At 43.6% G+C, this 21,574-nt stretch carries 19 protein-coding genes and 1 tRNA gene; 11 read left to right on the forward strand and 9 right to left on the reverse strand.

The annotated features are described in order from the left end of the window. Positions 1-425 precede the first annotated feature (425 nt). Positions 426-1,187 (forward strand): hypothetical protein, encoded by a 762-nt coding sequence (locus ACTTJ8_RS01745; protein WP_442720153.1) that lies wholly within the window; start codon positions 426-428, stop codon positions 1,185-1,187. 291 nt (positions 1,188-1,478) lie between these two features. Here the strand turns inward: ACTTJ8_RS01745 and ACTTJ8_RS01750 are convergent. Further along, positions 1,479-1,551 (reverse strand) — tRNA-Pro (locus tag ACTTJ8_RS01750). 344 nt (positions 1,552-1,895) lie between these two features. Between ACTTJ8_RS01750 and ACTTJ8_RS01755 the strand changes: the two genes are divergently transcribed. Continuing rightward, the gene (locus ACTTJ8_RS01755) at positions 1,896-3,548 is read left to right on the forward strand and encodes a nucleoside kinase (RefSeq protein WP_442720154.1); all 1,653 of its coding nucleotides are present in this window, start codon (positions 1,896-1,898) and stop codon (positions 3,546-3,548) included. 108 nt (positions 3,549-3,656) lie between these two features. On the opposite strand, the gene ACTTJ8_RS01760 is transcribed toward ACTTJ8_RS01755, so the two are convergent. The 5 genes from ACTTJ8_RS01760 to selA form a co-directional block, all read right to left on the reverse strand. Beyond that, positions 3,657-4,790 carry a glycosyltransferase gene (locus ACTTJ8_RS01760; RefSeq protein ID WP_442720155.1) on the reverse strand — a complete coding sequence of 378 codons (1,134 nt, stop codon included), beginning with the start codon at positions 4,788-4,790 and terminating at the stop codon, positions 3,657-3,659. Continuing rightward, on the reverse strand, positions 4,783-4,920 hold the full coding sequence (locus tag ACTTJ8_RS01765) for a hypothetical protein (protein WP_442720156.1): 138 nt from the start codon (positions 4,918-4,920) through the stop codon (positions 4,783-4,785). Before ACTTJ8_RS01765 ends, ACTTJ8_RS01760 begins: the two co-directional genes overlap by 8 nt. A 67-nt stretch (positions 4,921-4,987) precedes the next feature. Further along, a complete protein-coding gene (locus tag ACTTJ8_RS01770) occupies positions 4,988-5,863 on the reverse strand; it encodes an Rpn family recombination-promoting nuclease/putative transposase (RefSeq protein ID WP_442716450.1) in 876 nt (291 codons plus the stop codon). Between the two features lie 62 nt (positions 5,864-5,925). Further along, positions 5,926-7,701, reverse strand: a complete 1,776-nt coding sequence (gene selB, locus ACTTJ8_RS01775; RefSeq protein ID WP_442720157.1) for a selenocysteine-specific translation elongation factor — start codon at positions 7,699-7,701, stop codon at positions 5,926-5,928. A 96-nt stretch (positions 7,702-7,797) separates the two neighbouring features. Beyond that, complete coding sequence (selA, locus tag ACTTJ8_RS01780; protein ID WP_442720158.1) at positions 7,798-9,141, reverse strand: L-seryl-tRNA(Sec) selenium transferase; 1,344 nt, start codon at positions 9,139-9,141, stop codon at positions 7,798-7,800. A 172-nt stretch (positions 9,142-9,313) separates the two neighbouring features. Here selA and ACTTJ8_RS01785 point away from each other — a divergent pair, with 172 nt between their 5' ends. The 7 genes from ACTTJ8_RS01785 (at position 9,314) to ACTTJ8_RS01815 (ending at position 15,169) form a co-directional block, all read left to right on the forward strand. Then, the gene (locus tag ACTTJ8_RS01785) at positions 9,314-10,381 is read left to right on the forward strand and encodes a flagellar filament outer layer protein FlaA (RefSeq protein ID WP_442719302.1); all 1,068 of its coding nucleotides are present in this window, start codon (positions 9,314-9,316) and stop codon (positions 10,379-10,381) included. A gap of 33 nt (positions 10,382-10,414) precedes the next feature. Continuing rightward, positions 10,415-11,686 (forward strand): (p)ppGpp synthetase, encoded by a 1,272-nt coding sequence (locus tag ACTTJ8_RS01790; protein WP_442719303.1) that lies wholly within the window; start codon positions 10,415-10,417, stop codon positions 11,684-11,686. Between the two features lie 48 nt (positions 11,687-11,734). Next, a complete protein-coding gene (gene rpsT / locus ACTTJ8_RS01795) occupies positions 11,735-12,007 on the forward strand; it encodes a 30S ribosomal protein S20 (RefSeq protein ID WP_442716454.1) in 273 nt (90 codons plus the stop codon). Between the two features lie 269 nt (positions 12,008-12,276). Then, complete coding sequence (locus ACTTJ8_RS01800; RefSeq protein WP_442719304.1) at positions 12,277-12,621, forward strand: HU family DNA-binding protein; 345 nt, start codon at positions 12,277-12,279, stop codon at positions 12,619-12,621. Next, the gene (gene lnt / locus ACTTJ8_RS01805; protein ID WP_442720159.1) at positions 12,608-14,257 is read left to right on the forward strand and encodes an apolipoprotein N-acyltransferase; all 1,650 of its coding nucleotides are present in this window, start codon (positions 12,608-12,610) and stop codon (positions 14,255-14,257) included. Before ACTTJ8_RS01800 ends, lnt begins: the two co-directional genes overlap by 14 nt. Further along, a complete protein-coding gene (locus ACTTJ8_RS01810; protein WP_442719306.1) occupies positions 14,244-14,651 on the forward strand; it encodes a bactofilin family protein in 408 nt (135 codons plus the stop codon). Before lnt ends, ACTTJ8_RS01810 begins: the two co-directional genes overlap by 14 nt. After that, on the forward strand, positions 14,651-15,169 hold the full coding sequence (locus tag ACTTJ8_RS01815; RefSeq protein ID WP_442719307.1) for a CinA family protein: 519 nt from the start codon (positions 14,651-14,653) through the stop codon (positions 15,167-15,169). The genes ACTTJ8_RS01810 and ACTTJ8_RS01815 overlap by 1 nt, the downstream gene beginning before the upstream one ends. Positions 15,170-15,256: 87 nt before the next feature. Here the strand turns inward: ACTTJ8_RS01815 and ACTTJ8_RS01820 are convergent, their stop codons facing one another. After that, positions 15,257-16,288, reverse strand: coding sequence for a substrate-binding domain-containing protein (locus tag ACTTJ8_RS01820; RefSeq protein WP_442719308.1), 1,032 nt, complete (start codon positions 16,286-16,288; stop codon positions 15,257-15,259). A gap of 56 nt (positions 16,289-16,344) precedes the next feature. Next, positions 16,345-18,429: a methyl-accepting chemotaxis protein gene (locus tag ACTTJ8_RS01825; RefSeq protein WP_442719309.1), complete on the reverse strand. Its 2,085-nt coding sequence runs from the start codon at positions 18,427-18,429 to the stop codon at positions 16,345-16,347. Positions 18,430-18,670: 241 nt separating this feature from the next. Between ACTTJ8_RS01825 and ACTTJ8_RS01830 the strand changes: the two genes are divergently transcribed. Continuing rightward, the gene (locus ACTTJ8_RS01830) at positions 18,671-19,468 is read left to right on the forward strand and encodes a sulfite exporter TauE/SafE family protein (protein ID WP_442719310.1); all 798 of its coding nucleotides are present in this window, start codon (positions 18,671-18,673) and stop codon (positions 19,466-19,468) included. A 121-nt stretch (positions 19,469-19,589) separates the two neighbouring features. After that, on the forward strand, positions 19,590-20,483 hold the full coding sequence (locus ACTTJ8_RS01835) for a radical SAM protein (protein ID WP_442720160.1): 894 nt from the start codon (positions 19,590-19,592) through the stop codon (positions 20,481-20,483). Positions 20,484-20,541: 58 nt separating this feature from the next. Here the strand turns inward: ACTTJ8_RS01835 and ACTTJ8_RS01840 are convergent, their stop codons facing one another. Then, complete coding sequence (locus tag ACTTJ8_RS01840; RefSeq protein ID WP_442720161.1) at positions 20,542-21,369, reverse strand: hypothetical protein; 828 nt, start codon at positions 21,367-21,369, stop codon at positions 20,542-20,544. Between the last annotated feature and the right edge of the window lie 205 nt (positions 21,370-21,574).

Genomic DNA, 21,574 nt, shown 5'->3' on the forward strand with positions numbered 1-21,574 from the left:
TTTTCCTACGAAAACTCGCTACTGCTTATACCACGGACATCCGTGTCCGTTTTTATGCAACTTTCGCGCCAACTTTGCTGCCGCTATGCGCGTCAGCAAAGGCACAAATGCAGGTTCCGCCGCCTGTCGTCCGGCGCACAGCGCCGTCCAACATATGAATTAAGCTGACGGCGAAGCTCAAAAAACGTACGGCTTTCTCGCTTCTTGCAGCTTATCCGCCGCCCGTTAAGCTAAGTCTCTCCAAATCCTATGCTATAAAAAATTTTTAAAAAACGCTCTTGACTTCTTGAGGGGGGGGGGGGGGGTAATATGGAAGACAGTTTTCAATGTGTACGAATGGAGCTAATTGAAAACAGGAATGCACGCTTGTGCCGTTCCATATTTCTACTATGCGTAAGAACTACCCTTACGCCAAGGAGTTTTTTATGAAAAAAAGCCTCGTATGTGCCGTACTTACTGCCGCGGGTCTACTGTTTGTCCTTGCCGGATGTAACAAAATGACTGATCGCGGCGCTTCCACTCTAGGTTCCTCTAATCCAGGCTCTTCTAACCAAGACTCTTCCACTCAAAGTTCTTCTAATCACGGTTCCTCCAACGCAGATTCTTCTTCAGAAGTAAAGCCTACGGGAAAAGCCGATCCTGTATTGAAAGGCACCCGCTGGGGTACAACCAATAGGATCATTGACTTTGCAGTTGAAACCAATATGGTCGTTGTTAGCGATCCTAATGCCGGCTTGCAAGAAGCAACATACAGCGTAAATGGTTTAACGGTTTCCTTTGATCTTACCCAATATGTGCAGCTTCACAAGTCGATGACGGTTGATAAACATATCAAACAAGATATAGCTAAATTTGAAAACGATATAGCTAAATTTGAAAAGGATCTAAAAGCGGCACAGGCTGCAAACAATAAGGCTGAGGAAAAGCGAATTCAAAAGGAGCTGGAGAGGAGGAGAAGCGGGCTGGAACATCTAAAAAACCCGACAGAAGGATTACAGCGAGATCTAGCAAGCTCCGTAGAAAATATGAAACAATACGCAGCAAAACTTGAACCGTTTGCAAAATTTACCGGAAGGCTCAATTCGGAAAAGACAAAACTCACCATAGAAAAGTTCCCTGTGGGGGTATGGGATGGAGTAAAATTTGACAGAATTGAAATAAAAACGCTGATATTTACCAAGAACTAAATAAAAGCAGCTAACAGTTTCTTGTGTTTTCTAACGCCGGGTTCTATCAGTATGGTATCCGGCGTTTTTTATTCGCGCGGAGGGTTTAATCTCCCGACGCTTGCGTTGGGGGGAGTTGATTGAGCTTTCTAACGCTGGGTATCATTCAGATGGTATTCGGCGTTTTTATTTTCGGCTTTTTAAAGATATGACAATCCATATATAAACTCCCGACTTGACTTTTACTTGACCTTTTAAAAATCAGGCAGCATCAATCGTTTGATAAGTATATATATAGCAAGGAATAAACTATCGGGATGGAGGGATTTGAACCCCCGATCTTCTGGTCCCAAACCAGACGCCTTAGCCCCTAGGCTACATCCCGTCACTGCATTTGCCGGTACATACCGTACCAGTACAGCTGTATAATACGAGTTGTAACTTTACCCAAAATGCAGTATCCTGTCAAGCGGGGCATCCTGGGGCAACTGCATCAAGATATTGTAAGCAGTTGCCTTCCTCTTGCACGAAAGTTTGAATAAAATTTCGTGCAGTTTTTTAGCAACAAGAAGAATCGTATCAGATATATACCTTACATATCGCAGAATAATGAGGCTGGGACTCCATTTGAGCCGCGCAGCAGCGAAACTCTGGAAGAACAGCCCCATTATTCTGCAGGGAAACACCACAATATATCTGATGCGATTCTCCGCATGGACGGAGGTTTTTATGCAAGGTTTTGAAATTACATTTCCCGACGGTTCAAAAAAGAAATTTGTGGAACCTATTTCTGCACGGGGAGCGCTCGCGTATTGCAATATGCATGATTCTGTTGTATTCGGAATGAAAGTAAATAACGAATTGGTTTCTTTGAATAAAATGATTGATGTGCGGGCAACCATAAAGCCGGTTATAAAAGGCACGTATGAAGGTTCAAATATTTACCGCCGGACACTGTGCTTTTTATTGGCAGCTGCCGCCCGAAAGGTGTATCCTAACTTACGGCTTTTAGTCGGGCACAGTTTCGGCTATTCTTACTACTACACCTTTGAAGGCGCAAATGCTGCCGAAATCGATCTTAAACGCATCGAAGATAAAATGCACGAAATGGTAGAAGAAGACTTTCCCATCCAAACGCAGGCTATCGCTTATGCCGAAGCGCTTGAGCTGTTTGCAAATACCAATCAGCCTGATGCTTATCGGCTCCTTTCGTATAATAGCAAACCGAAGATTGTTATCAATAAACTTGATGATTATTATGATCTGTATTTCCAGCCCTTGATGGATCGCGTAGGGTATTTAAAAGTTTTTGCACTGATGAAGTACGAAAACGGCTTTCTGCTGCGGTTCCCGTCCACTGCAAATACCGAAGAACTGCCTGAATTTACCGACATCCCGCGTCTTTTCACTGTTTATAAAGAATATAAGGCATGGGGAAAAATGATCGGTGTTTCCTCTGTTGGTGAATTGAATGGACTCATAGAAAACCGCAAAACAAAGGATTACGTTGAAATTTCCGAAACACTGCAAAATAACAAACTTGCACAGATTGCAGCTCAGATTAAGGGCAAAGAACAGGTAAAAGTAATACTGATTGCCGGTCCATCCAGCTCTGGCAAGACCACTACGGCAAAAAAACTTTCCATGCAGCTGCGGGTACTCGGTTATGAGCCGCATGTTATCAGTCTTGACGACTATTATGTCGGTAGGGATAAAACACCGCGTGATAAAAACGGAAAGCCGGATTTTGAATGTCTTGAAGCCCTTGATGTGCCGCTTTTAAATGAGCTGTTGCTGAAATTATTTGCCGGTGAAGAAGTTGAGCTGCCGTCTTATAATTTTAAAACAGGTGAGCGATTTTATACCGGCAAAAAACTCCGTCTAACAAACCGCTCCATCCTGATTCTTGAAGGAATCCACGGACTCAATGATAATTTAACCCCGCAAATCGATGTTTCGCTCAAGTTTAAAATCTATCTTTCAGCCTTAACACAGCTGACGCTCGATGATCATAACCGCATACCCACATCCGACAACCGGCTCTTACGGCGTATTGTCCGCGATGCTCAGTTTAGGGGTAGTTCCGCTTCGGTTACTATCGGTATGTGGTCTGACGTGCGGGCAGGGGAGGCTCAGCATATCTTCCCGTATCAGAATACCGCTGATGCTATCTTTAATACGGCATTAGACTATGAGCTTTCAGTATTGAAGATTTATGCCGAACCGCTGCTCCGTGCCGTAAAGCCGACCGATCCTGCCTATAGCGAAGCCTCTCGTCTTCTGATCTTTTTGAATAACTTTTTGTCGGTGTCCCCGTCTTTTGTACACGGTCAGTCCATTTTGCGGGAGTTTATCGGCGATAGCGATTTTTCCTACCGCTAGGATATGAGACCTGTTCGATAACCGCATGGTCGAACAGGTTTATCCTGCATTGCCGGAAGATGCAGGCTTCTTATCCAATCAGGGAGCTATCTGCTCCCTGCGGCAGTGTTACCGAGTGCTGTGAGTGCTGTAAAAGGGAGCCTGCATTTCGTCTTCAAACATCTGTACCATCTGCTTAACACAGTGCGCATGGTTAAACTCTTTGCCGTATTCAGCATAGCGGATACCCTGTGCTGTCCGTTCTTCCGGGTGCGCAAACCAATAGTCGATTTTTTCTGCAAGAGCCTGTGCATTGCCTGCCTCGAATAAGCTCCGCTCGTCAAGCGCAAACTGAGGGGTTGCGGATTGGCTGCTGTTAGCTATGACAGGCACTAAGCCGCACGAAAAAGCTTCGATACAAGCAATGGCTTCGATCTCAGCATCGGCAGTGTGCACATACAGATCGCTATACGATATAATCGTGATCAGTTCCTCCTGTGTGCAGAACGTAAATATCGGCTGGTGCGGAAGCTGTCTGCCCTGTTTTATATACTGTTCTTTAAGCGGTCCCTTACCGGCAAAGATAAGTTGAATGCGGTTTGCATAGCGGGAATGTTTAGCAGCTTCTATTAATAGGTCTTGGCGTTTTTCCTTTGAAAACCTGCCGATCATCAGAATAATTAAGCGGTCTTGTAATTCCGCTGGTTTTTCAGTTTTGGTATATCGGAATTGAGGGGCAACCCCATTGGAAATAATGTATGTTTGCGCGGTATAGCCATGTTCTTCAAGCTGGCGAGCGATAAAGCGGCTTGGGCAGTGAATACGCCGGAAGTACTTAAAAAAATGATTCCGCATAAAGTTGTAGAGAAAGAGGTTCGGCAGTTTTGCTGTTCCCATCCCAAGTGAGTAGGTGATATTTTGTGGCTGTACATGGAATGCAGCAGTATGCGGCACATTCAGCTCTCTTGCAATTTTAACTCCTGCATTGGAAAGAAAAAACGGCATCAAAAAATGTACTAAATCAGCCCATTCAATAGCCTTTCGGAGTGTTGCTTTATCAGTACCTGCTATTACCATGCCCTGGGCGCTGATAATATTGCGCGCAAAAGCCGGCATCGCAAGCGGAGCAACTACAAATTTATCAGGCGCATCTTTCCCTGTGCTTACAATTTTTACTTCATATCCAATATTCCGTAAGCCTTCCGCCAAACGGCGGGCTGTCATGGTTGTTCCGTTGTTTTCTCCATCATACTGATCAATCACCAACAAAATCTTTTTGAGTTGCTGAGTTGCTGAGTTGCTGAGTTGCTGAGTTGCTGAGTTGCTGAGTTGCTGAGTTGCTGAGTTGCTGAGTTGCTGAGTTGCTGAGTTTATTGTTATTCTTTTTTTGCATTTGTCAAGTCCTTTTTCATATATTTATCAGAATTTTGCATTATATATATGGTAAACATAAAGCATCGCTATAGCGTTTCTATTTCTTCAGCGCTTAGACCGGTTACTTGCATGATTATTGCAGTATCGCTATGCAACTGCTTTAAAATACGTGCACTTTCAATAGCTTTTTTATGAGTCCCTTGCTCTAGTCCTTCAGCAAAGGCTATTTCATGCTCTTCTGCACGTTGTACGGCAATATCTTCTTCATAATTATATTCTGAAAATAGCATATTTATGACCTCCTTACTCTTGCGCTCGAGGTATTCACGCAAAATATTATGTGATATGCATTCCTCAATTGCTTTTTGAAAACCATATACAGGGTCACATTCTTTCCACTTTCTCACCGTTTGTACAAAGATACTGTACTCTTTGATTGGTTTGCATCTTGCTAATAGTTGATGTTCTGTGTTTTGATTGATATTTACTATGTGTACAATCAGCTCTAAATTCGGTGGTTCTACTGGGTTGATAAATGCATGGGATAGTTTGAGTGTTTTATCACTTGGATATGGTTCTATTCCATTATAAAAGACATAAAATTCGGGTGTTGGAATAGCCAGAAGTTTTCTGCTGTATTTTTCTTTTGATTCAAAAAGCCTTTCATACAAATGGCTGACGTATTCAAGACATCGTAATGGCATATTGGGGTTTATTGTTGATTGATGTTCGGCAAGGACAATGATTTTGTTTTCTACTAGATATGACACATCATTGACAAAACTTTTATACATTACCTGATCAAGTTTAATGTTTTTGAGGATATCGATGTCACAAAAGTTTGTACCATGTAAAGCATTATAAAGTGACAAAAAACGTTCTTTTGCTTTTTCATCGGTACTAAAAAGATCAACAAACACAGAGTCTTTATAATTACGGTTATCCAGTGTTTTTTCTAACATATTAATAGTATAGCATACAAAGTGAGATTATATAAGGCAGCGGAGCGGCAAAGCGCCGCTTCTTACAATACAATCCGGTCGTTGTCTTGCCGTTTTACCTTACCGGTTTTTTCCAGTATATTGAGCAGGGGAATGACGTACTTGCGTGAAAGTCCTGAGGCTGTCCGTGCATCGGCAATGGTTATAATGTCCCCTTGTTTTTTCCCTTTCAATATCGCTCCAACAGCTTTTTCATACACGGTATGATGGTAATGTAAGAACCCTTCCAGCACCACTAACTGTCCGAGCTTTACCAGATCGCGGGCATCTTTCCGCACCTGCGGCTGCTGTATTTTATCGATTTCAATACCATCAACCCCTGCCTTTAACGCAAGCTGCAAGAGCTGCTGTGCTGATTTCGATAGTGTACTGCTTTGCCCTGCCTGCTTGTAGAGGCTGCCTTCAGCGCTGAGTTTTTGTTCTGCGCAAAGCTTTTTCAGTAATTCCGGGCGTATTTTTACCGGAATTGCCGCGTCGAGTTCTTCCAAGGTAAAACCTGCTTGGCTCTTTTTTGCCGTATCAATAATTTTAGCCTCCCATTCGGTCAGCTTTGCAGTAAGCAGGAGCCACTTTCCGCACGTAACTATCTCGCTTGACTCTGTTGACAGCTCTTTGGGTGCAGCCAGTGTTTTCTCGATAAATCCATTGAGAAAAAAATCGACAGCTTTCCATGACGGCCGTTCCCGATTTGTGTAAACCGTAAACAATCGCTTGAATACCGGTACTTGATAGGAAGAAAAGGCTGCTAATATCCGGCATGAAGCGAGAATAGCACTGCCGCCGTGCCGTATCAGCACCGCGTTTTGGTTCCATCGCCCCGCGATCGGTTCTTGCAGAGATACCCGTGCAAGCGTGGGGTCGGTTTTATTAAAATGAATGCTCCCAATAGCATGGGTACTGCCGGCAGCAAGTTCCAGCTCACTGTGGTTTTTTATGCCTGTTCCGCTTTCTGTTTTGCTAAAATATTCGTCCACCCGGATCAGCAGTTCAGAACCCTGCAATACGGGGCTTTCCCCCTGTCCTGCAAGCAGCATACCGCGGTCTACCTTCGTTTTTTCTGCTATTTTGAGATTCAGTGCTGTCCGCATCCCCGGCTCTGAAGATTCGACATCAGCATGGTGATTTTGAATATTCTTGATACGGCATTCGGTTCCCCCCGGATAGAGCGAAAGAGAATCTCCTACGGCGATCCCCTTTCCCCGGAGCGTTCCGGTTATGGTAACCCCGATTCCTTTGAGGGTAAATACCCGGTCGATATAAAGGAATGGTTTATCCGGCTGTGCAGGACGGACAGTACCGAGCAGCTCGGTAATTTTCTTTTTTAAAAGATCGATTCCTGCCCCTGTCTGTGCAGAAACCGCAACGGAGGGAAGTTCTCTTCCCAGTATTTCCCTACAGTGCCGGTTTGCGTCCTCTTGTATTAGCTCGATCATATCAGCATCAGCTAAATCCGACTTTGTAATGACTAAGAGGATAGCGTTGATCTGCATTGCTTTGAGTACCCGCAGGTGATCCGATGACATCTGCATCCAGCCGTCGTCAGCAGCAACAATGAGCATTGCGGCATCCAAGCCCCAGGTGCCGGCTACCATATTCCGGATAAAGCGCTCGTGTCCGGGTACATCGACAATGCCGACCGTACCATGTACGGGGTCTTCCAGTGAGGCAAATCCTAATTCTATGGTCATACCCCGCCGTTTTTCCTCGGGGATGTGGCTTGTTTCCACGCCGGTTAAGCACCGGACTAATGCGGTTTTGCCGTGATCAACGTGTCCGGCGGTTCCTAAAATATATGCCATGTGTCGCTCTCCTTAAATGTGTGAGGGATTTTTTTCAAAATTTTACACACGCGGGCTGTAACTACTTAAAAGTCTTCTCGTTCGGTTGCTTTGCCCTTATGCACGCGGCAGTAACCGGTTTAGTTCCTGCGCAATATACGCATCATCTTCTTCGGCAACCGATGCGAGGTGCAGCATCAACCTATCTTCTGAAATAAACGCAATAATCGGTACATCGCAAGACCGCAGCGCTGTTTTGAATGCCTCTGTTTTTTTCGTATGCAGAACAATAGCCCATGAGGGAAACGCTGCGTCGGGGGTGCTGCCTCCGCCCAGAGAAAAGGGATAGGCTATAACCTCGGCACTTGCAGGCGGCAGCTGCGCAACAATGGCTTCACTGCGCTTTTTAATGACTGTTTGATCCCGCAGCAGCGCTTCCGCAGCAGCACTTTTTCCGTTGTTAAGGTAGTGAACGAGGGTTTCTTCCATTAGAGCAGCAACGGCGCGTCCTACCCGATAGGTGCGCATCAGCGGATGCCGCGCTATTACCGAAACAAGGGCTTGTTTACCGGTAATCCAGCCGCACTGCGGACCGCCGAGCATCTTATCTCCTGAAAAACACACAAGATCAGCTCCCTCTTTCAACAGTGAGGTAATGACCGGTTCGTCTTCCAGTGTAAGCGAGACATTTCCGGAACCTTGATCAACTGCAAGGATAACCTCCGGCGGGAGCGCCTTGCGTATTTCGGCGAGGGTAGGGGATTCGGTAAAGCCGCGTATTTTGTAGTTTGAAGTATGCACCCAGAGCACCATCGCGGTGTTTTCGGTTACGGCATCCCGTATATCTGCAATGGTGGTAATATTGGTTGTACCCACCTCCACCAGTATGCAGCCTGCTTCCCGCAAAATGTCAGGAATACGGAAACCCCCGCCTATTTGGACTTGCTGCCCGCGGGCAACGATAACCTCTTTTCCGTGTGCAAGAGCCTTCAAGAGAAGAAACACGGCGGCAGCATTGTTATTCAGCATCAGTGCCGATTCAGCATGGACAAGTGTGCTCATGGCTTTAACCGCAAACGGAAAGCGCTTACCCCGTTTTCCATCTTCCAAATCCATTTCGATAGCGGAATAGTCTTGGGCTGCGTCCTTGGCTGCATCCCAAATACCGCGGGGCAGCGGACTTCTGCCGAGGTTTGTATGCAAAATAATCCCCGTCGCATTGATAACACGGGAAATCCTCTTCCGCAGGTTCTGAAGGCAGCGCTGCTGAATATGCGCGATGCATTCTTCAAAGGACGGTACCGGGGTTCCGCTCTGCAAAGTCGCTTCCCGTATCTGTGCAATATAAGAAGATATAATGGAAGAAACAATAGGTCTTCCAAGCTTCTGAATGTAATAAGTAAGTGCGATATTTGCAAGCAGTTTTTCGACTTGCGGTATCTGTGATAGCGGATTTTGCATAATAATCAACCCTTTTAGTTACTTTTCCGCGATGATAACAGAAAAAGAAAAAATATCCAACAGCTTATTTATGCAGGCAACCCGCCGATAATAAAAGAGTTGACAAGAATAGGTATCTTTCGTATACTTATTATCAACAGGGCATACTTAACAATGGAAAAGGAGCTTTTGAATGAAAAGAACAAGCATACTTGTTGCAATTGCGCTTATGTTTATTGGTGCATTTGCGGTTGCTGAAGAAGCAATTTTGGTTGACTTTGCGTTGCTGAACGCAGATATTCTTGCGGATAAAAATGGAGAAATGACCCAGAACCGCAGAACAGTTATGGATTATGGAACCGTTGCCGGAACCGCCTATACCGATGAGCAAAAGGCTCTTATGAGAACATCTTTGGCTATCGGACAGTGGGATGTAGTACTGAACTCATCTTCCCGCAATCCTGTTTCTGTAGCAGTTTCTCATGCAGCTGAATCAAAAGTAAGCGATGATGCAAAGAATTTTGCTGGTCAGACTATCATGGGTGTTCGTATTGAATTTCCGCTGTGGGCACATAATGCCAGCGCTACAATCCAGCCGACATTCAATATCCCCGTATATGAACCGATGGCTCAGGTTGATGATCAGGGAAATCTTCAAGAAGCTACAGAAGAAGAGAAAGCTTCCGGAAAAGGTCGCTTCGAAGAGGGTTACGGTGTTGTACGCAATACTGGTGTTATCAAATCAATCGCAGTTAATACCTATGGTATGAACTTCCCTCATGGGCTTTATGTACTCATCCGCAACGAGAAGAATGAAGTAAAGCGCTACTTTATGGGTTACTTACTGTTTGATGGCTGGAAAGAATTGGTATGGAATAATCCTTCATACTTGACTGATGTACGCACTCGCGAGACCCGTATCTATCCTGCGTATCCTACAGCACTGCCTCATTGTGCTTTTGTCGGCTTCTTAGTAACCCGCGATGCAGCACATGATGGCGGCGGTTTTGTTGGTTATTTCAAAGATGTTAAGCTCATCTATGACAAAGCAGTGCTGAACACAGTCCGTGATTTTGCTGATGAAAATATCTGGGGTATCCAGACAAAGTTGAACAACGAACGCAAGCAGCGCGAGGTTGCCCGCTTTGGACACACACAGGTGCTTCGCTTCTTGGAGCAGGAGAAGATGGCAACTGAAGCTGGATTTACTCCTTCTGAAGGTTCAGCAGCAGCTGGCGCTTCTGAAAACGCAAATCAATAATTAATTGATTGCATAAGGTGATAGGCGGTATGTATGTACCGCCTATTTTTTTATTCTAATCTTTTAGGTGCTATGTCTTTTACTACCGTATGGATACCCGATAAGCAAGCATTAAAAAAACAATATCTTGATTATTCAGCTCACTTTACTGTTTTACTGAAACGTTTGGAAGATCATTTACGGTCAATTATTAAAGTTTCAGCATTACCGTCTTATAAAACCCGTGTAAAAAGTTTTGATAGTTATTATTCAAAGTTGTTAAAATTTCCGCCTATTGATCCCTTAATTGATTTTCCCGTAACAACTGACTTAATTGGAATTCGGATTATTTGTCCTTTTTTACAAAATCTTGATGAGGTTGAAAAACTTTTAATAAAAAATTTTTCTATCATTGAAGTTGAGCGGAAAGGGGCTAACCGTACGTTTTATGAATTCGGCTATGAATCAACTCATGTTTTAGCTGTTATCCCTGAAAGTTTTAAAGTCGGCTTATTGCTGCCGCGTGATCTTATTTTTGAGGTACAAATTAGAACGATTTTACAAGATGCGTGGGCAGAGGTTGAACATGAGCTTATTTATAAATTTGAATTTTCTCCTTTTGATTTTCCGCTTAAACGAAAATTCGCTTCAATTAACGCGAGTTTGAACCTTGCAGATATTCTGTTCCAAGAAGTTCGGGATGCTCAAAATAGCTTAAATACGGAGCTTGATAAGCGCCGTGAGCAATTTTACTCTCGTGCAGATGATTTTACCAACGAAATACTTGGTTCGTATACTGGAGCATCAGAAGTGCAGCCTATGGAATCTAGTCGACACGGCTCCAGCTTGGAAACAATTGATAGTATTATTTTTCATGCAATTAGAGCGCACAACCGCGGAGACTTTGAAACAGCTGAAGCTCTCTATACCAAGATATTAAACCAACAACCGAATAAACTTGTAGCTTCGATAGTGTACAAGCACCGCGGGATGGCATTTTTTGCACAAGGCGACTATGAAGGTGCGTATCAGGATTTTTCTTTAAGCTTGACGGAAAATCCGAAGAATTTTCATTCATATTATTACGCCGGTATTGTACTTATGATGTTAGATAGGAATACGGAAGCTATCACCCTATTCACCAGGTCACTGGAGATTAACGGTTATCAGCCTCATGTATACTTCCGCCGAGCCTTGGCATATTTTCAAGAAGATCAGTTGGGAAATGCCTCACATGATCTTGATAATGCTGTTGCTCTGGGGCTGCCAGCTAGAGAGGAGAAGAAATTACGGACAGCTATTGCAAAAAAGATCGATATGGTTTAATATTATTAGTCTGTATACTATGCTATAAGAATTATTTGGAGGTCTTAAATGGCAAATAATGCATCTGCGATCAAGCGGCATAAACAGAGCGAAGTCCGCAGAATCCGCAATAAATCGGTGAAATCTGCAGCACGTACTTGTGCAAAAAAATATACGCTTGCCGTTGTCGAAAAAAATGCTGATAGCGCAACAGCTTTGTTGAAAGAGCTTGCTCATCAACTTGATAGCGCTGCACGGAAGGGAATTATCACAAAAAATGCTGCTGCACGTAAAAAGTCCCGTATGCAAAAATTGTATAATGTAACTTTTTCTGCGAAATAGCGTATTTACCTTTTTACATTTTCGTTGTTTCTAATCTTACTCAGCCGATTATTCTGTTAAAGAGGCTTGATGTTCAGTATGTGATGTTGTGTAGGCTTCTTGTGAATTTTTTTGGTTGTTTAAAGATTGGAACAACTTTGGTATGAATGGACCCTTCTTACGCTTCTGCCTACTGCTCGTTGTGAAATGACATGTAAGCTCATGTTAATTTTGCTGTTGTTTTGCTAGGCTGCTTATAATATATTTTGATTCCACCTGGAAGGTTAAAGATGAGTAAACAAAAAAAAATAAAACCGCAAAAACAAACAAAAACAAGTATTGTTGATGCAATTTATAAAAAAACAGATCATTTGCTGAAAGATATTCACTCGGTTAGCGATTTATTTTTTGCAGAAATGTTTCAGGCGCTGGAACGGGGAGAAACAATAGAAATTCGGGGATTCGGTACTTTTTCCGTTCAATTCCGTAAAGGCCGTAAAGGAATGAGAAATCCTAAAACAGGCGAGTTAGTCGATACGGCACCTCATTCGGTGGTTGTATTCCGTCCCGGTAAAATATTGAGCGCGGCAGTTCGCCCTATAACAGAGCAGGAAGAGCCCGATGCAAAAAAATAGAAAACTTACCGCTTGGGGTATAAATGTACTCCTGTTAGTAAGTTCTTCTTTTCTTTTTGCTCTTTCTCAGCCCGGGTTTTTATTCCCAACCGGGCTGCCTCTTTTTGCTTATTTTATTTTCATACCGCTTTTCCTTTTAGTACGGCGTATTTCTTTTCAAACCTCATTCTTATGCGGCGGTTTCTATGGAATGCTCAATTATTGTATTTTCAGCTACTGGTTGTGGGGCTTCCATCCGCTTGCAATGTACATTGTCGCATTAGAATATTTCTGCTATTACATGCTGACAATCCCCTTGCTGAAGGCAGCAGATATACTGTTTCCCCGTTTCTCCTACATTGTGCAATGGCTGATTTGGGTTGCCTATGAGTATATTAAAACGCTCGGGTTTCTCGGCTTTTCCTACGGACTTGTTGGATATTCTCAATGGAAGTGGACTCCGATTATTCAAATTGCATCAATTTTTGGTGTGTGGGGTGTCTCAGCCCTGGTGTGTTTTCCTTCTGCATGGATTGCCGGAGCAATAAAGGAACACTGTACGGAGCCGGTACGGTGCTGGTTCAGCGGCTTTTGGGCATTTGCACGGCATGAGCGTGTTGCGGCAGTACTCTGGTGCTGCTGTATGATCGGCTCATTAATTTTCGGTGTTGCTGTACAACAATCCGCTCATCAGGAACTGTCAACAGCCCGTATTGCACTTATTCAGCCTAATTCCGATCCTTGGGTCGGCGGTATTGAGGCATACAAAAAAGATTTAAAAACGCTGAAATCATTATCACAGCAAGCTATTACCGAAAATCCCGGGCTGGCGCTTGTTGTGTGGCCGGAAACAGCTTTTATCCCTCGTATTGCTTGGCATTACCAATATCGGGAAGATAGAGAGCTGTTTGAATTGGTACATGAGCTGTTGACTTACGTGAACGAGCAGTCTGTTCCTTTTTTAATAGGAAATGATGATGCTGTACGGGATCTAACGAACGGAGAAAGTCTAGACCGGGCTGATTATAATGCTGCATTGCTGTTTCGTCCGAAAGAAAACGTGCTGCCGCCGAACCCTGAGCGGTACCGGAAAATGCACTTGGTTCCGTTTACGGAGCATTTTCCCTATCGCAGTATCTTTCCCTTTGTGTATGACGCTCTCATTGCAAACGATACTCATTTTTGGGAGAAGGGAACTGAGCCGGTGGTATTTTCGGTAAATGGGCTGGATTTTTCGGTACCGATTTGTTTTGAAGATACCTTCGGCTATATTACACGGCGCTTTGCCCGGCATGGTGCAAAACTGTTGATCAATATGTCAAATGATGCATGGGCAAAAAGCACCGCATGTCAATATCAGCATCTCAGTATGGCGGTATTCCGTGCGGTAGAAACACGTTTGCCCATGGTGCGGGCAACAGCATCAGGGCAAACCGCTGCAATAAGCCCCTACGGGTATATTACTGCAATGCTCCCGCCGTTCACGGAAGCCTTTTTATGTACCGATGTGCCGATCCTACAGGAACAGTCTCAGACATTGTATACCTATTGGGGGGATGTACTGGGCATCTTTATCACACTACTGGCAGTATGTATCTTGATTATCGGTTTTGTCCGGGCTATACTGCGGAAAGGAAAGACTCATGAAAAAAATTGATAAAGAAAAGAAATTGACCGTTTTAGGAAAAGAAACGGTGTTTGATGGGTTTCTGAAATTTACTGAAGATCTCCATATCCAGGGGGCTTTTTCAGGGGCTATAGATGCACAAGGCTTTTTGCTGATTGAAAAAGGCGCTGTGTGTAAAACACAATATATCAGAGCTGCATCCATTATCATTGAAGGCACGGTGTATGGTTCTATAACAGCTGCTGATAAAATAGAGCTGCGGACTGGTAGTGTGGTGCGTGGAGATGTCCGTGCCGCCCGCATTAAGATTGCCGATGGAGTTTCTTTTGAAGGGGCTGTGCATATGATCCGGGATGCGGCAGGAGCCGAAAACTCTTTATTTTCCCTAGAGCCTGATCAGCTGAAACAGAAACTCCGCTCCTAATGATGCTGCACCTTCAACCTATTCTTGATACCTTAAAAAACAGACAGCTGCTGCTCGTTACCGCCGAGTCTCTAACAGGGGGACTCATTGCTAAGCATATTACCGATGTACCCGGTGCTTCCGCTGTTTTCTGGGGCGGTTTTGTAACCTATTCAATACAAGCAAAGCAGCGCGTACTCTCTGTCCCGAAAGAGACAATAGAGCGTTTCGGTGTGGTGAGTATTGAAACAGCGAAAGCAATGGCGGAAGGAGCTTTATCGATTGCGTCGGCAGCATCCGGTACTCGGTGCTATGCCCTTGCCGTAACCGGATTGGCAGGTCCTTCAGGAGGTACGGAAGAAACCCCGGTGGGCACGGTGTGTATCGCCTGTGCAGGGAATGCGGCGGAACGATCTGTATACTGCGAACGGGTTGTCTTCTGTGGGACGCGGGACGAAATCCGGGAGCAAACATATACCCATGCAATGCAAATGCTTGCACAGGAGTTGGAAGCTCTATCTCATCTCTCCATCCGGTGATACACTGGAATCAGCACCCCCGACGCGGCATGTGAGCATGAGTCCTCCGCATGAATATAAGGATAAATAAAGGATAATCGAGTATACCTATTCCGTTACCGGTACGAACGGAACCATAAAGCACTGATCCAGTACGGATCGCCGGGTAGCGGGAGCCTCTTGGGTAACGGCATCCAAGGCTTTTATACCCGCTTTTGTGGAAAACCCTTGTGTGTTTCCATGCTTTGCACACTGTACCACAACCTCTAAAGCAGTTGCAGCTTGCCCCGCAGCATCCTGTAAAACAGTTGCATACAGCTTATGTTCCCGGATGGAAGCCCGTGCTGCATCTGTTGCATCAACTCCGATAACAGGAACAGCCAATACCGTTCCATCGCCGTCAGCATCTTTATTGGAATCGCCGGGAACATCAGTGCGGCGGTTTGCAATCAAGGCGGTAACTGCACCCAGCGCCATATCATCATTTTGTGCAATGATAGCATCAAAGGCAAGGTTTTTCTTTATCCAGTTATCAGTGAGTTGCCGCGCTATTGCCATGCCCCAATTGGCGCTTCCTTCCGCAACAACCTCTACACGGTACCCTCTTGCCGTACATTCGTTCATAAAACCATGCCGCCGAAAAATTTGAGCGCTGTGTCCTTCTTCTCCATTCAGATATAAAATTTTGACCGTCTTGTCTGAAAGTTTACCCGGATTTTTTTTGAAATACCCGTCAAGAATTTGCGCTTGAAACTCCCCGGCAGCAGTTTCTGCAGAAGAAACATGGAAGGCATTTTTATCAGCGTCAAGCGCCGCATCGGAAGGCAGAATATTGGAAAAAGCAACAGCCCCTCCCTTTGAACGGATAAGCTGTACGATCTGTTCCGTCAGCCCCGTATCTACAGGGATAATCACAAAATATTTTACTCCATTTGTCAACAGATTCTTTACCTGATCCAGCTGTACGGCACTATCATTATTACAAAAATAAACTTGCAAATTTACATTATTTTCTGCAGCAGATTTTACCAGCGCATCTTTATAAGCAATAAGAAAGGTTTCCGAATCTGCTCGTATGAGCGCTCCAACATTGATCTTTTGATCAGCTGCATTTTTTCCGCATCCTATCAAACTTATCATACAAAAAAGCACATATATGTTATAAAAAGCTTTTTTCATTATTTTTCCTCTGTTCCCTATACTTTAAACTGATCGATCTGTGCACCGATTCCTTCAATCGAGTTTTTGAGTTTCTCAACAATTTTGGAAAGAGCCTCCTCTGTACCATTGATTTTTTCCGCACCGGTTTGCATCTCTGCCATGCTGTCCTGCATGTTTTTTGTTGCATTTTCAAGATTTTGAACTTGATTGAGCATAGATTCGCTTTCTTTTGTCATTTTTGAAGAAGCCGAATGAACTTCTTGTGTTTTATCATTTATGCCGCGCAGGGTTTGATGTATTTGCTGCGAATTTTCTGCCTGAACTGTCATAGCAGAACGGATGCTGCGGACAACCTCATCTGTCGCCTGAATACTATCTACAACAGATTTAAATGCCTCTTTTGATTGCATAGAAGCTGCAACAACGGAATTAATTGACTCTCGTATTTTTTGCAGCTGCGTTCCGATTGTCTTTGATTGCTGACTTGAGGTTTCAGAAAGTTTCCTAATCTCGTCCGCCACAACGCTAAAGCCTTTTCCCGCTTCGCCCGCATGAGCAGCTTCTATCGCAGCATTCATCGCGAGCAGATTTGTCTGTGAGGCTATATTTGCGATTGACGCATTGGCTTCCTGCAGCATTTGAGATTCTGCTTCGATTTGTGTAATGCGGCTGTTTACTGCTTCCTGTTTAGAGGCTCCGTCGACAGCTTTGTGTTCCAAATTAGTGAATTCTTCTGCCATACGCTCTACCGATTGATTGACGGAGCCTATGTTTTCCACCATCTCAGTGATAGCAGTAGAAGCGTGCATTACGCCGTAAGACTGTTCTTCAATCATTTGCTCAACGAGCTGTATGCTGCCGGTAATTTCGTTAATAGAGGCAACGGTGCTATCAACCCCATCCGACTGGTATGCAATTCTTTCATTCATACTGCTGATATGCGAAAGTATTTGCTCAATGGCAGTAGAGGTGTCCTGAGCACAATAGCGAAGTTCATCACCGGCTGCGGCAAGATTATTTTCAGACTGCTTAATTTCTTTTACAATTGTCTGTAGTTTTTCTGTGAACATATTGAAGCCGTGTACCACAGCCCCTATTTCATTATTTGAATGGACTGAAATTCTACTTGTTAAATCTGCCTGCCCGGATGCAATACTATTGATAGACTTAACAACCGCAACTAACGGTTTTAAGAAGCCTCCCGTTACTAAAATGCACATCACAAAAAGAACTGCACATATAACGGCACCGGTTGCGAACATAAAAGAGCGCAGGGCATTTCCTGTTTGGTACACTTGTGAATCTTTTATCGAAAGACCAAAAACCCACGGAGTATTCGCAATAGGCGTATATGCAACAAAATCCTTACTTGCCGAACCGTCAAGAGAGTCAATCCAACCGGAACCCATACCTCCGTCTGCAGCTGCACGGGCTAATTGTACAATAGACTCTTTCGGCAAATGCAAAATATTCGTCTTTAATATATATGATTGGTCATAATGAGCAAGGATTCGTCCGTCATTTGAAATAATCCACGCATATCCTGTTTCTCCAAGCCGTATGTAGTTTATCATATACTGAAGTGTTTCTATCGAAACCAATGCAACGAAAATTCCTTGTATTTTTCCGTTTACTTTTGCAGCACGGGCTACATGAAACACCGTTTTTCCTGTATCGGGATCTGCAACAGGATTATCTATATATTCATTTTTCTGATGCTGCATAATAGCGGCAAAAAAGTCCGTATCGGCAACACTTGTTTCTCCGCCGGTATCTTTGTAAGCCTGTCCGTTTTTATCCACATACATAACGGAAGAGAAAAAAGCTCTGCGTGTACTTACATGCTCTCTCATCCATGCAACAATTAATGCATCATTTGCTGAAGCGATTACATCGGCGTCAGTATAACAACGCATACTCTCCATATATTCATCCATTTTATTTGCTATGGCGAGCGAATATGCATTTGCAATTTGCACACTAGTTGTTACATATTCATCCGTAACGGAGCGTTTAATCCGATCGGAGATATACAATGTTTGAAGAATATTCATCCCAATGATCAGCCCGCCAACCGTTAAGCCGACAATCACTGCAATTTTTCTTTTTTTATCCCGCATGACACCTCCGTTCTTAGACTATTTTGAGATAATTTTATAAAAATGATAGTACCTATTGTATATCCTTAACCTTTGATTTGCAAGTAAATTATTCGAGAGGGGTGGTCATAGAAGAGAGGGAGAATGCTCACATGCCGCGTCGGGATTGTTGATTATGGGAAAACATCTGCATTAAAATACCCATGATGCGAGGCTGACTGTTCCGTATACACATCAATGAAATAGTGCTACACTGCCTTTTATGAATTTGACTATTTGGGCACTTGCCTTTTTATGGTTCTTTGTCTTTCTTGCCGGATTTATTGATTCTGCCGCAGGCGGAGGCGGATTAATTTCTCTGCCTGCCTATCTGTTTGTTGGATTACCGCCTCATACTGCTATCGGCTGTAATAAATTTTCCGCCAGCTGCGGCACAACATTTTCTGCTGCACGTTTTTTTAAGAACGGAGCGGTAGATTGGCAAGTGGCAGCCGTATCCGCGGGGTGTTCGTTTATCGCTTCTTATTTTGGAATGCGGCTTGCCTTAATGATCAATCAAGATACCTTAAAAACGGTATTGGTTATTATTTTACCGATTATTGCAGTACTCCTTCTTTTTAAGCGGAATTTTGGAGCTGACAATCAAGCGCATACGATTCCTAAAAAGGAAGCGTTTCTACTGGCAGCTTTTGCTGGGCTTGTGATCGGTTTTTACGATGGATTAATCGGACCGGGAACCGGTACCATCGCTATTATTGTATTTTCTGCATGGCTGAAATATGATCTGAAAACAGCATCGGGTAATGCAAAACTTCTCAATCTTGCATCGAACTATGCCTCTCTTATCGCAGTTGTGGTTGGCGGAAAGATTATTTATTCCATTGCGGTACCTGCTGCATTTTTCGGAATAGTGGGAAATTATATCGGGGCCGGCTTTGCCATCAAAAAAGGAACCGCCTTTATTAAACCTCTGATGATCGGAGTAATCATATTACTGTTTGGAAAACTCTTTTACGATGTTTTCGGCACAGTAAACCTGTTCGGAAACTTCCGTTTCTGAACAGGTTACCTTGAAATGCGATGTTCTAAATCGTGCTATTTGAGCGATTTAGAACTCGTCGACCTATTCGAAAACGCAGTTATCGAATAGGTCTAGTCTTTTTTTCTAAATGAGGAATCTTATGCAATTGTACGATCCCTATGACTATCCGTTGTACCGACCGCCGAGCGAGGCGTATTCACTTATTTTGCAGGTAACAATCGGCTGTTCATACAACCGCTGTGTTTTTTGCGGCATGTATCAGACAAAAAAGTTTCATATTAAACCGATTGAGACCATTAAAAAAGAGTTGGCAATGTTTGCGGAACATTACCGTCATATCGACAAGGTGTTTTTAGCTGATGGCGATGCTCTTTCCGCCCCGACGGAGTTTTTAGTGTCAGTGTTGGATGCAATTACCGCTGCGGTTCCTCAGTGTAAACGGGTCTCTTGTTACGCGACTCATCTCAATATCCGGCAAAAGTCACCGGAGGAACTCAAACTGCTTGCGTCAAAAGGCTTGACACTCTTGTACCTTGGGGTAGAAAGCGGAGATGATGAAACGCTCAAGTTCATCCGGAAAGGTACAACAGCGCATGAACTCATTACCCTTTCGCATAAGGTGGGGGATGCCGGTATGGACCTGTCGGCAACCTTTATTTTAGGAATTAATGGAGCTGAGCGCGATAATACGCAGCATGCAATAAAAACCGGTAACATTATCTCTCAGATGTACCTGACGTATGTGGGGCTTTTGACGCTCCGGTTGGAAGACGGCAGTTATCTTACAAAAGAAGCAGCGGAGGGAAGATATACCGTTGTCGGAATAGAAGAGGTAGTACGGGAGCTGAAAATTATTCTGGAAAACATTCATACGGAACAGATGAAAGCCCCGGTAATTTTCCGTTCCAATCATGCTTCAAATTTTCTTACTTTAAAGGGTACGCTGCCGCAAGATAGAGACGTATTGCTTGAGCAAGTTAACCGGGTTTTAAAACGAGGTGTATATCCTGAACATCGAAAATATTATCTTTAGTATTTCTTCAAAAGGGGAGTGTAGGGGGATATGATACAGCCGGTGTCAGCAATTCCTACTACTGCCAAAGGTAAAATTGATGGATAGCACGCAAAAAGAGGAATGATCCTCCGGCTAAGGTTGTGATTCCTGCAGCTGTAAATACCCACGAACCGGTGTATAACAAAACTATATGGGCAATTAGTATTATGAAAAGCCACAGGGCTGCTTGCCGATATTCAGAAATACTGCGGAAGATTCCTACAAATAAGAATGAAAATACTGCTAGTGCACAGATAATTGTGTGAAAAGAATAGAGCAGGGAGCGGTACGATTCTGAAAAGGAAAAAAAGGATAATGCCCGGACCGTGTTTATCGGAATACTGTGGGCGAGTGCAAAAGATATAAAGCTCAGCAGAAAGATAGCAGCGCCTATTTCTCTGGTAAATGTTTTATGCGCAAATAAACTGGCGGTTAAAAGCGAAAGACAGGCAAAAAAGCGGAAAAAGAAGATGGTACGCGCAATGGATGCAGAAAAAATGATGAGCAGCGGATACGCTTTTTGTAAAGGGAAGAGCAGCTGTAAAGATTCCACAGAGAGCGAAAAAATAAACAAACTAAAAAAGGAAATCTCCAAGGCATGCGTTTTTTCAAATAAAAAAAAGATACTGAAGAGCATAATAACCGCGATAATCGGTAGGGAGGTAATCCGTATCATTGCAGCATAATTGGTATAGCGTAAAAGCGGCTGCTGAAATATCCACAGTGTACGCTTCGGTGCAGAAATCATACCGGCAAGGATTCCCTGTTTGATAATGATAACACAGCAGACAATCCCAACAGCAAGCAGCAGTGTACTGAAACAAATACCTAAAATTAAAATTCTATTCCTACCAGCTATTGTCATATTAGTGCAGTATAAAAGGAAAATGCCTTCTGTGTCAAATGTTCAGAACAGACATAATTTTTCTTGCAGGCTAGGCTTTTTTATGATACAATCATCTGGAATTTATTGCTGAATATAGTTTTCTTAACCGATATTTACAGTGAGCTGCATAAGCATTGCTTTATTATAAACAGAGGTCTTGACAAAATGCAAAGAAACAGTATAA

The sequence above is a fragment of the Treponema sp. genome, assembly GCF_052169735.1.
Classification (GTDB): domain Bacteria; phylum Spirochaetota; class Spirochaetia; order Treponematales; family Treponemataceae; genus Treponema.

Excerpts from the sequence above, each read along its gene's own strand:
- ACTTJ8_RS01765 (WP_442720156.1), bottom strand. The coding sequence starts at position 4,920 with ATGCAAAAAAAGAATAACAATAAACTCAGCAACTCAGCAACTCAGCAA.
- ACTTJ8_RS01840 (WP_442720161.1), bottom strand. The coding sequence starts at position 21,369 with ATGACAATAGCTGGTAGGAATAGAATTTTAATTTTAGGTATTTGTTTC.
- ACTTJ8_RS01785 (WP_442719302.1), top strand. The coding sequence starts at position 9,314 with ATGAAAAGAACAAGCATACTTGTTGCAATTGCGCTTATGTTTATTGGT.
- ACTTJ8_RS01820 (WP_442719308.1), bottom strand. The coding sequence starts at position 16,288 with ATGATAAGTTTGATAGGATGCGGAAAAAATGCAGCTGATCAAAAGATC.
- ACTTJ8_RS01815 (WP_442719307.1), top strand. The coding sequence starts at position 14,651 with ATGATGCTGCACCTTCAACCTATTCTTGATACCTTAAAAAACAGACAG.
- ACTTJ8_RS01745 (WP_442720153.1), top strand. The coding sequence starts at position 426 with ATGAAAAAAAGCCTCGTATGTGCCGTACTTACTGCCGCGGGTCTACTG.
- rpsT (WP_442716454.1), top strand. The coding sequence starts at position 11,735 with ATGGCAAATAATGCATCTGCGATCAAGCGGCATAAACAGAGCGAAGTC.
- ACTTJ8_RS01800 (WP_442719304.1), top strand. The coding sequence starts at position 12,277 with ATGAGTAAACAAAAAAAAATAAAACCGCAAAAACAAACAAAAACAAGT.
- selA (WP_442720158.1), bottom strand. The coding sequence starts at position 9,141 with ATGCAAAATCCGCTATCACAGATACCGCAAGTCGAAAAACTGCTTGCA.
- ACTTJ8_RS01770 (WP_442716450.1), bottom strand. The coding sequence starts at position 5,863 with ATGTTAGAAAAAACACTGGATAACCGTAATTATAAAGACTCTGTGTTT.
- ACTTJ8_RS01755 (WP_442720154.1), top strand. The coding sequence starts at position 1,896 with ATGCAAGGTTTTGAAATTACATTTCCCGACGGTTCAAAAAAGAAATTT.
- ACTTJ8_RS01810 (WP_442719306.1), top strand. The coding sequence starts at position 14,244 with ATGAAAAAAATTGATAAAGAAAAGAAATTGACCGTTTTAGGAAAAGAA.
- ACTTJ8_RS01830 (WP_442719310.1), top strand. The coding sequence starts at position 18,671 with ATGAATTTGACTATTTGGGCACTTGCCTTTTTATGGTTCTTTGTCTTT.
- ACTTJ8_RS01790 (WP_442719303.1), top strand. The coding sequence starts at position 10,415 with ATGTACCGCCTATTTTTTTATTCTAATCTTTTAGGTGCTATGTCTTTT.
- ACTTJ8_RS01835 (WP_442720160.1), top strand. The coding sequence starts at position 19,590 with ATGCAATTGTACGATCCCTATGACTATCCGTTGTACCGACCGCCGAGC.
- ACTTJ8_RS01825 (WP_442719309.1), bottom strand. The coding sequence starts at position 18,429 with ATGCGGGATAAAAAAAGAAAAATTGCAGTGATTGTCGGCTTAACGGTT.
- selB (WP_442720157.1), bottom strand. The coding sequence starts at position 7,701 with ATGGCATATATTTTAGGAACCGCCGGACACGTTGATCACGGCAAAACC.
- lnt (WP_442720159.1), top strand. The coding sequence starts at position 12,608 with ATGCAAAAAAATAGAAAACTTACCGCTTGGGGTATAAATGTACTCCTG.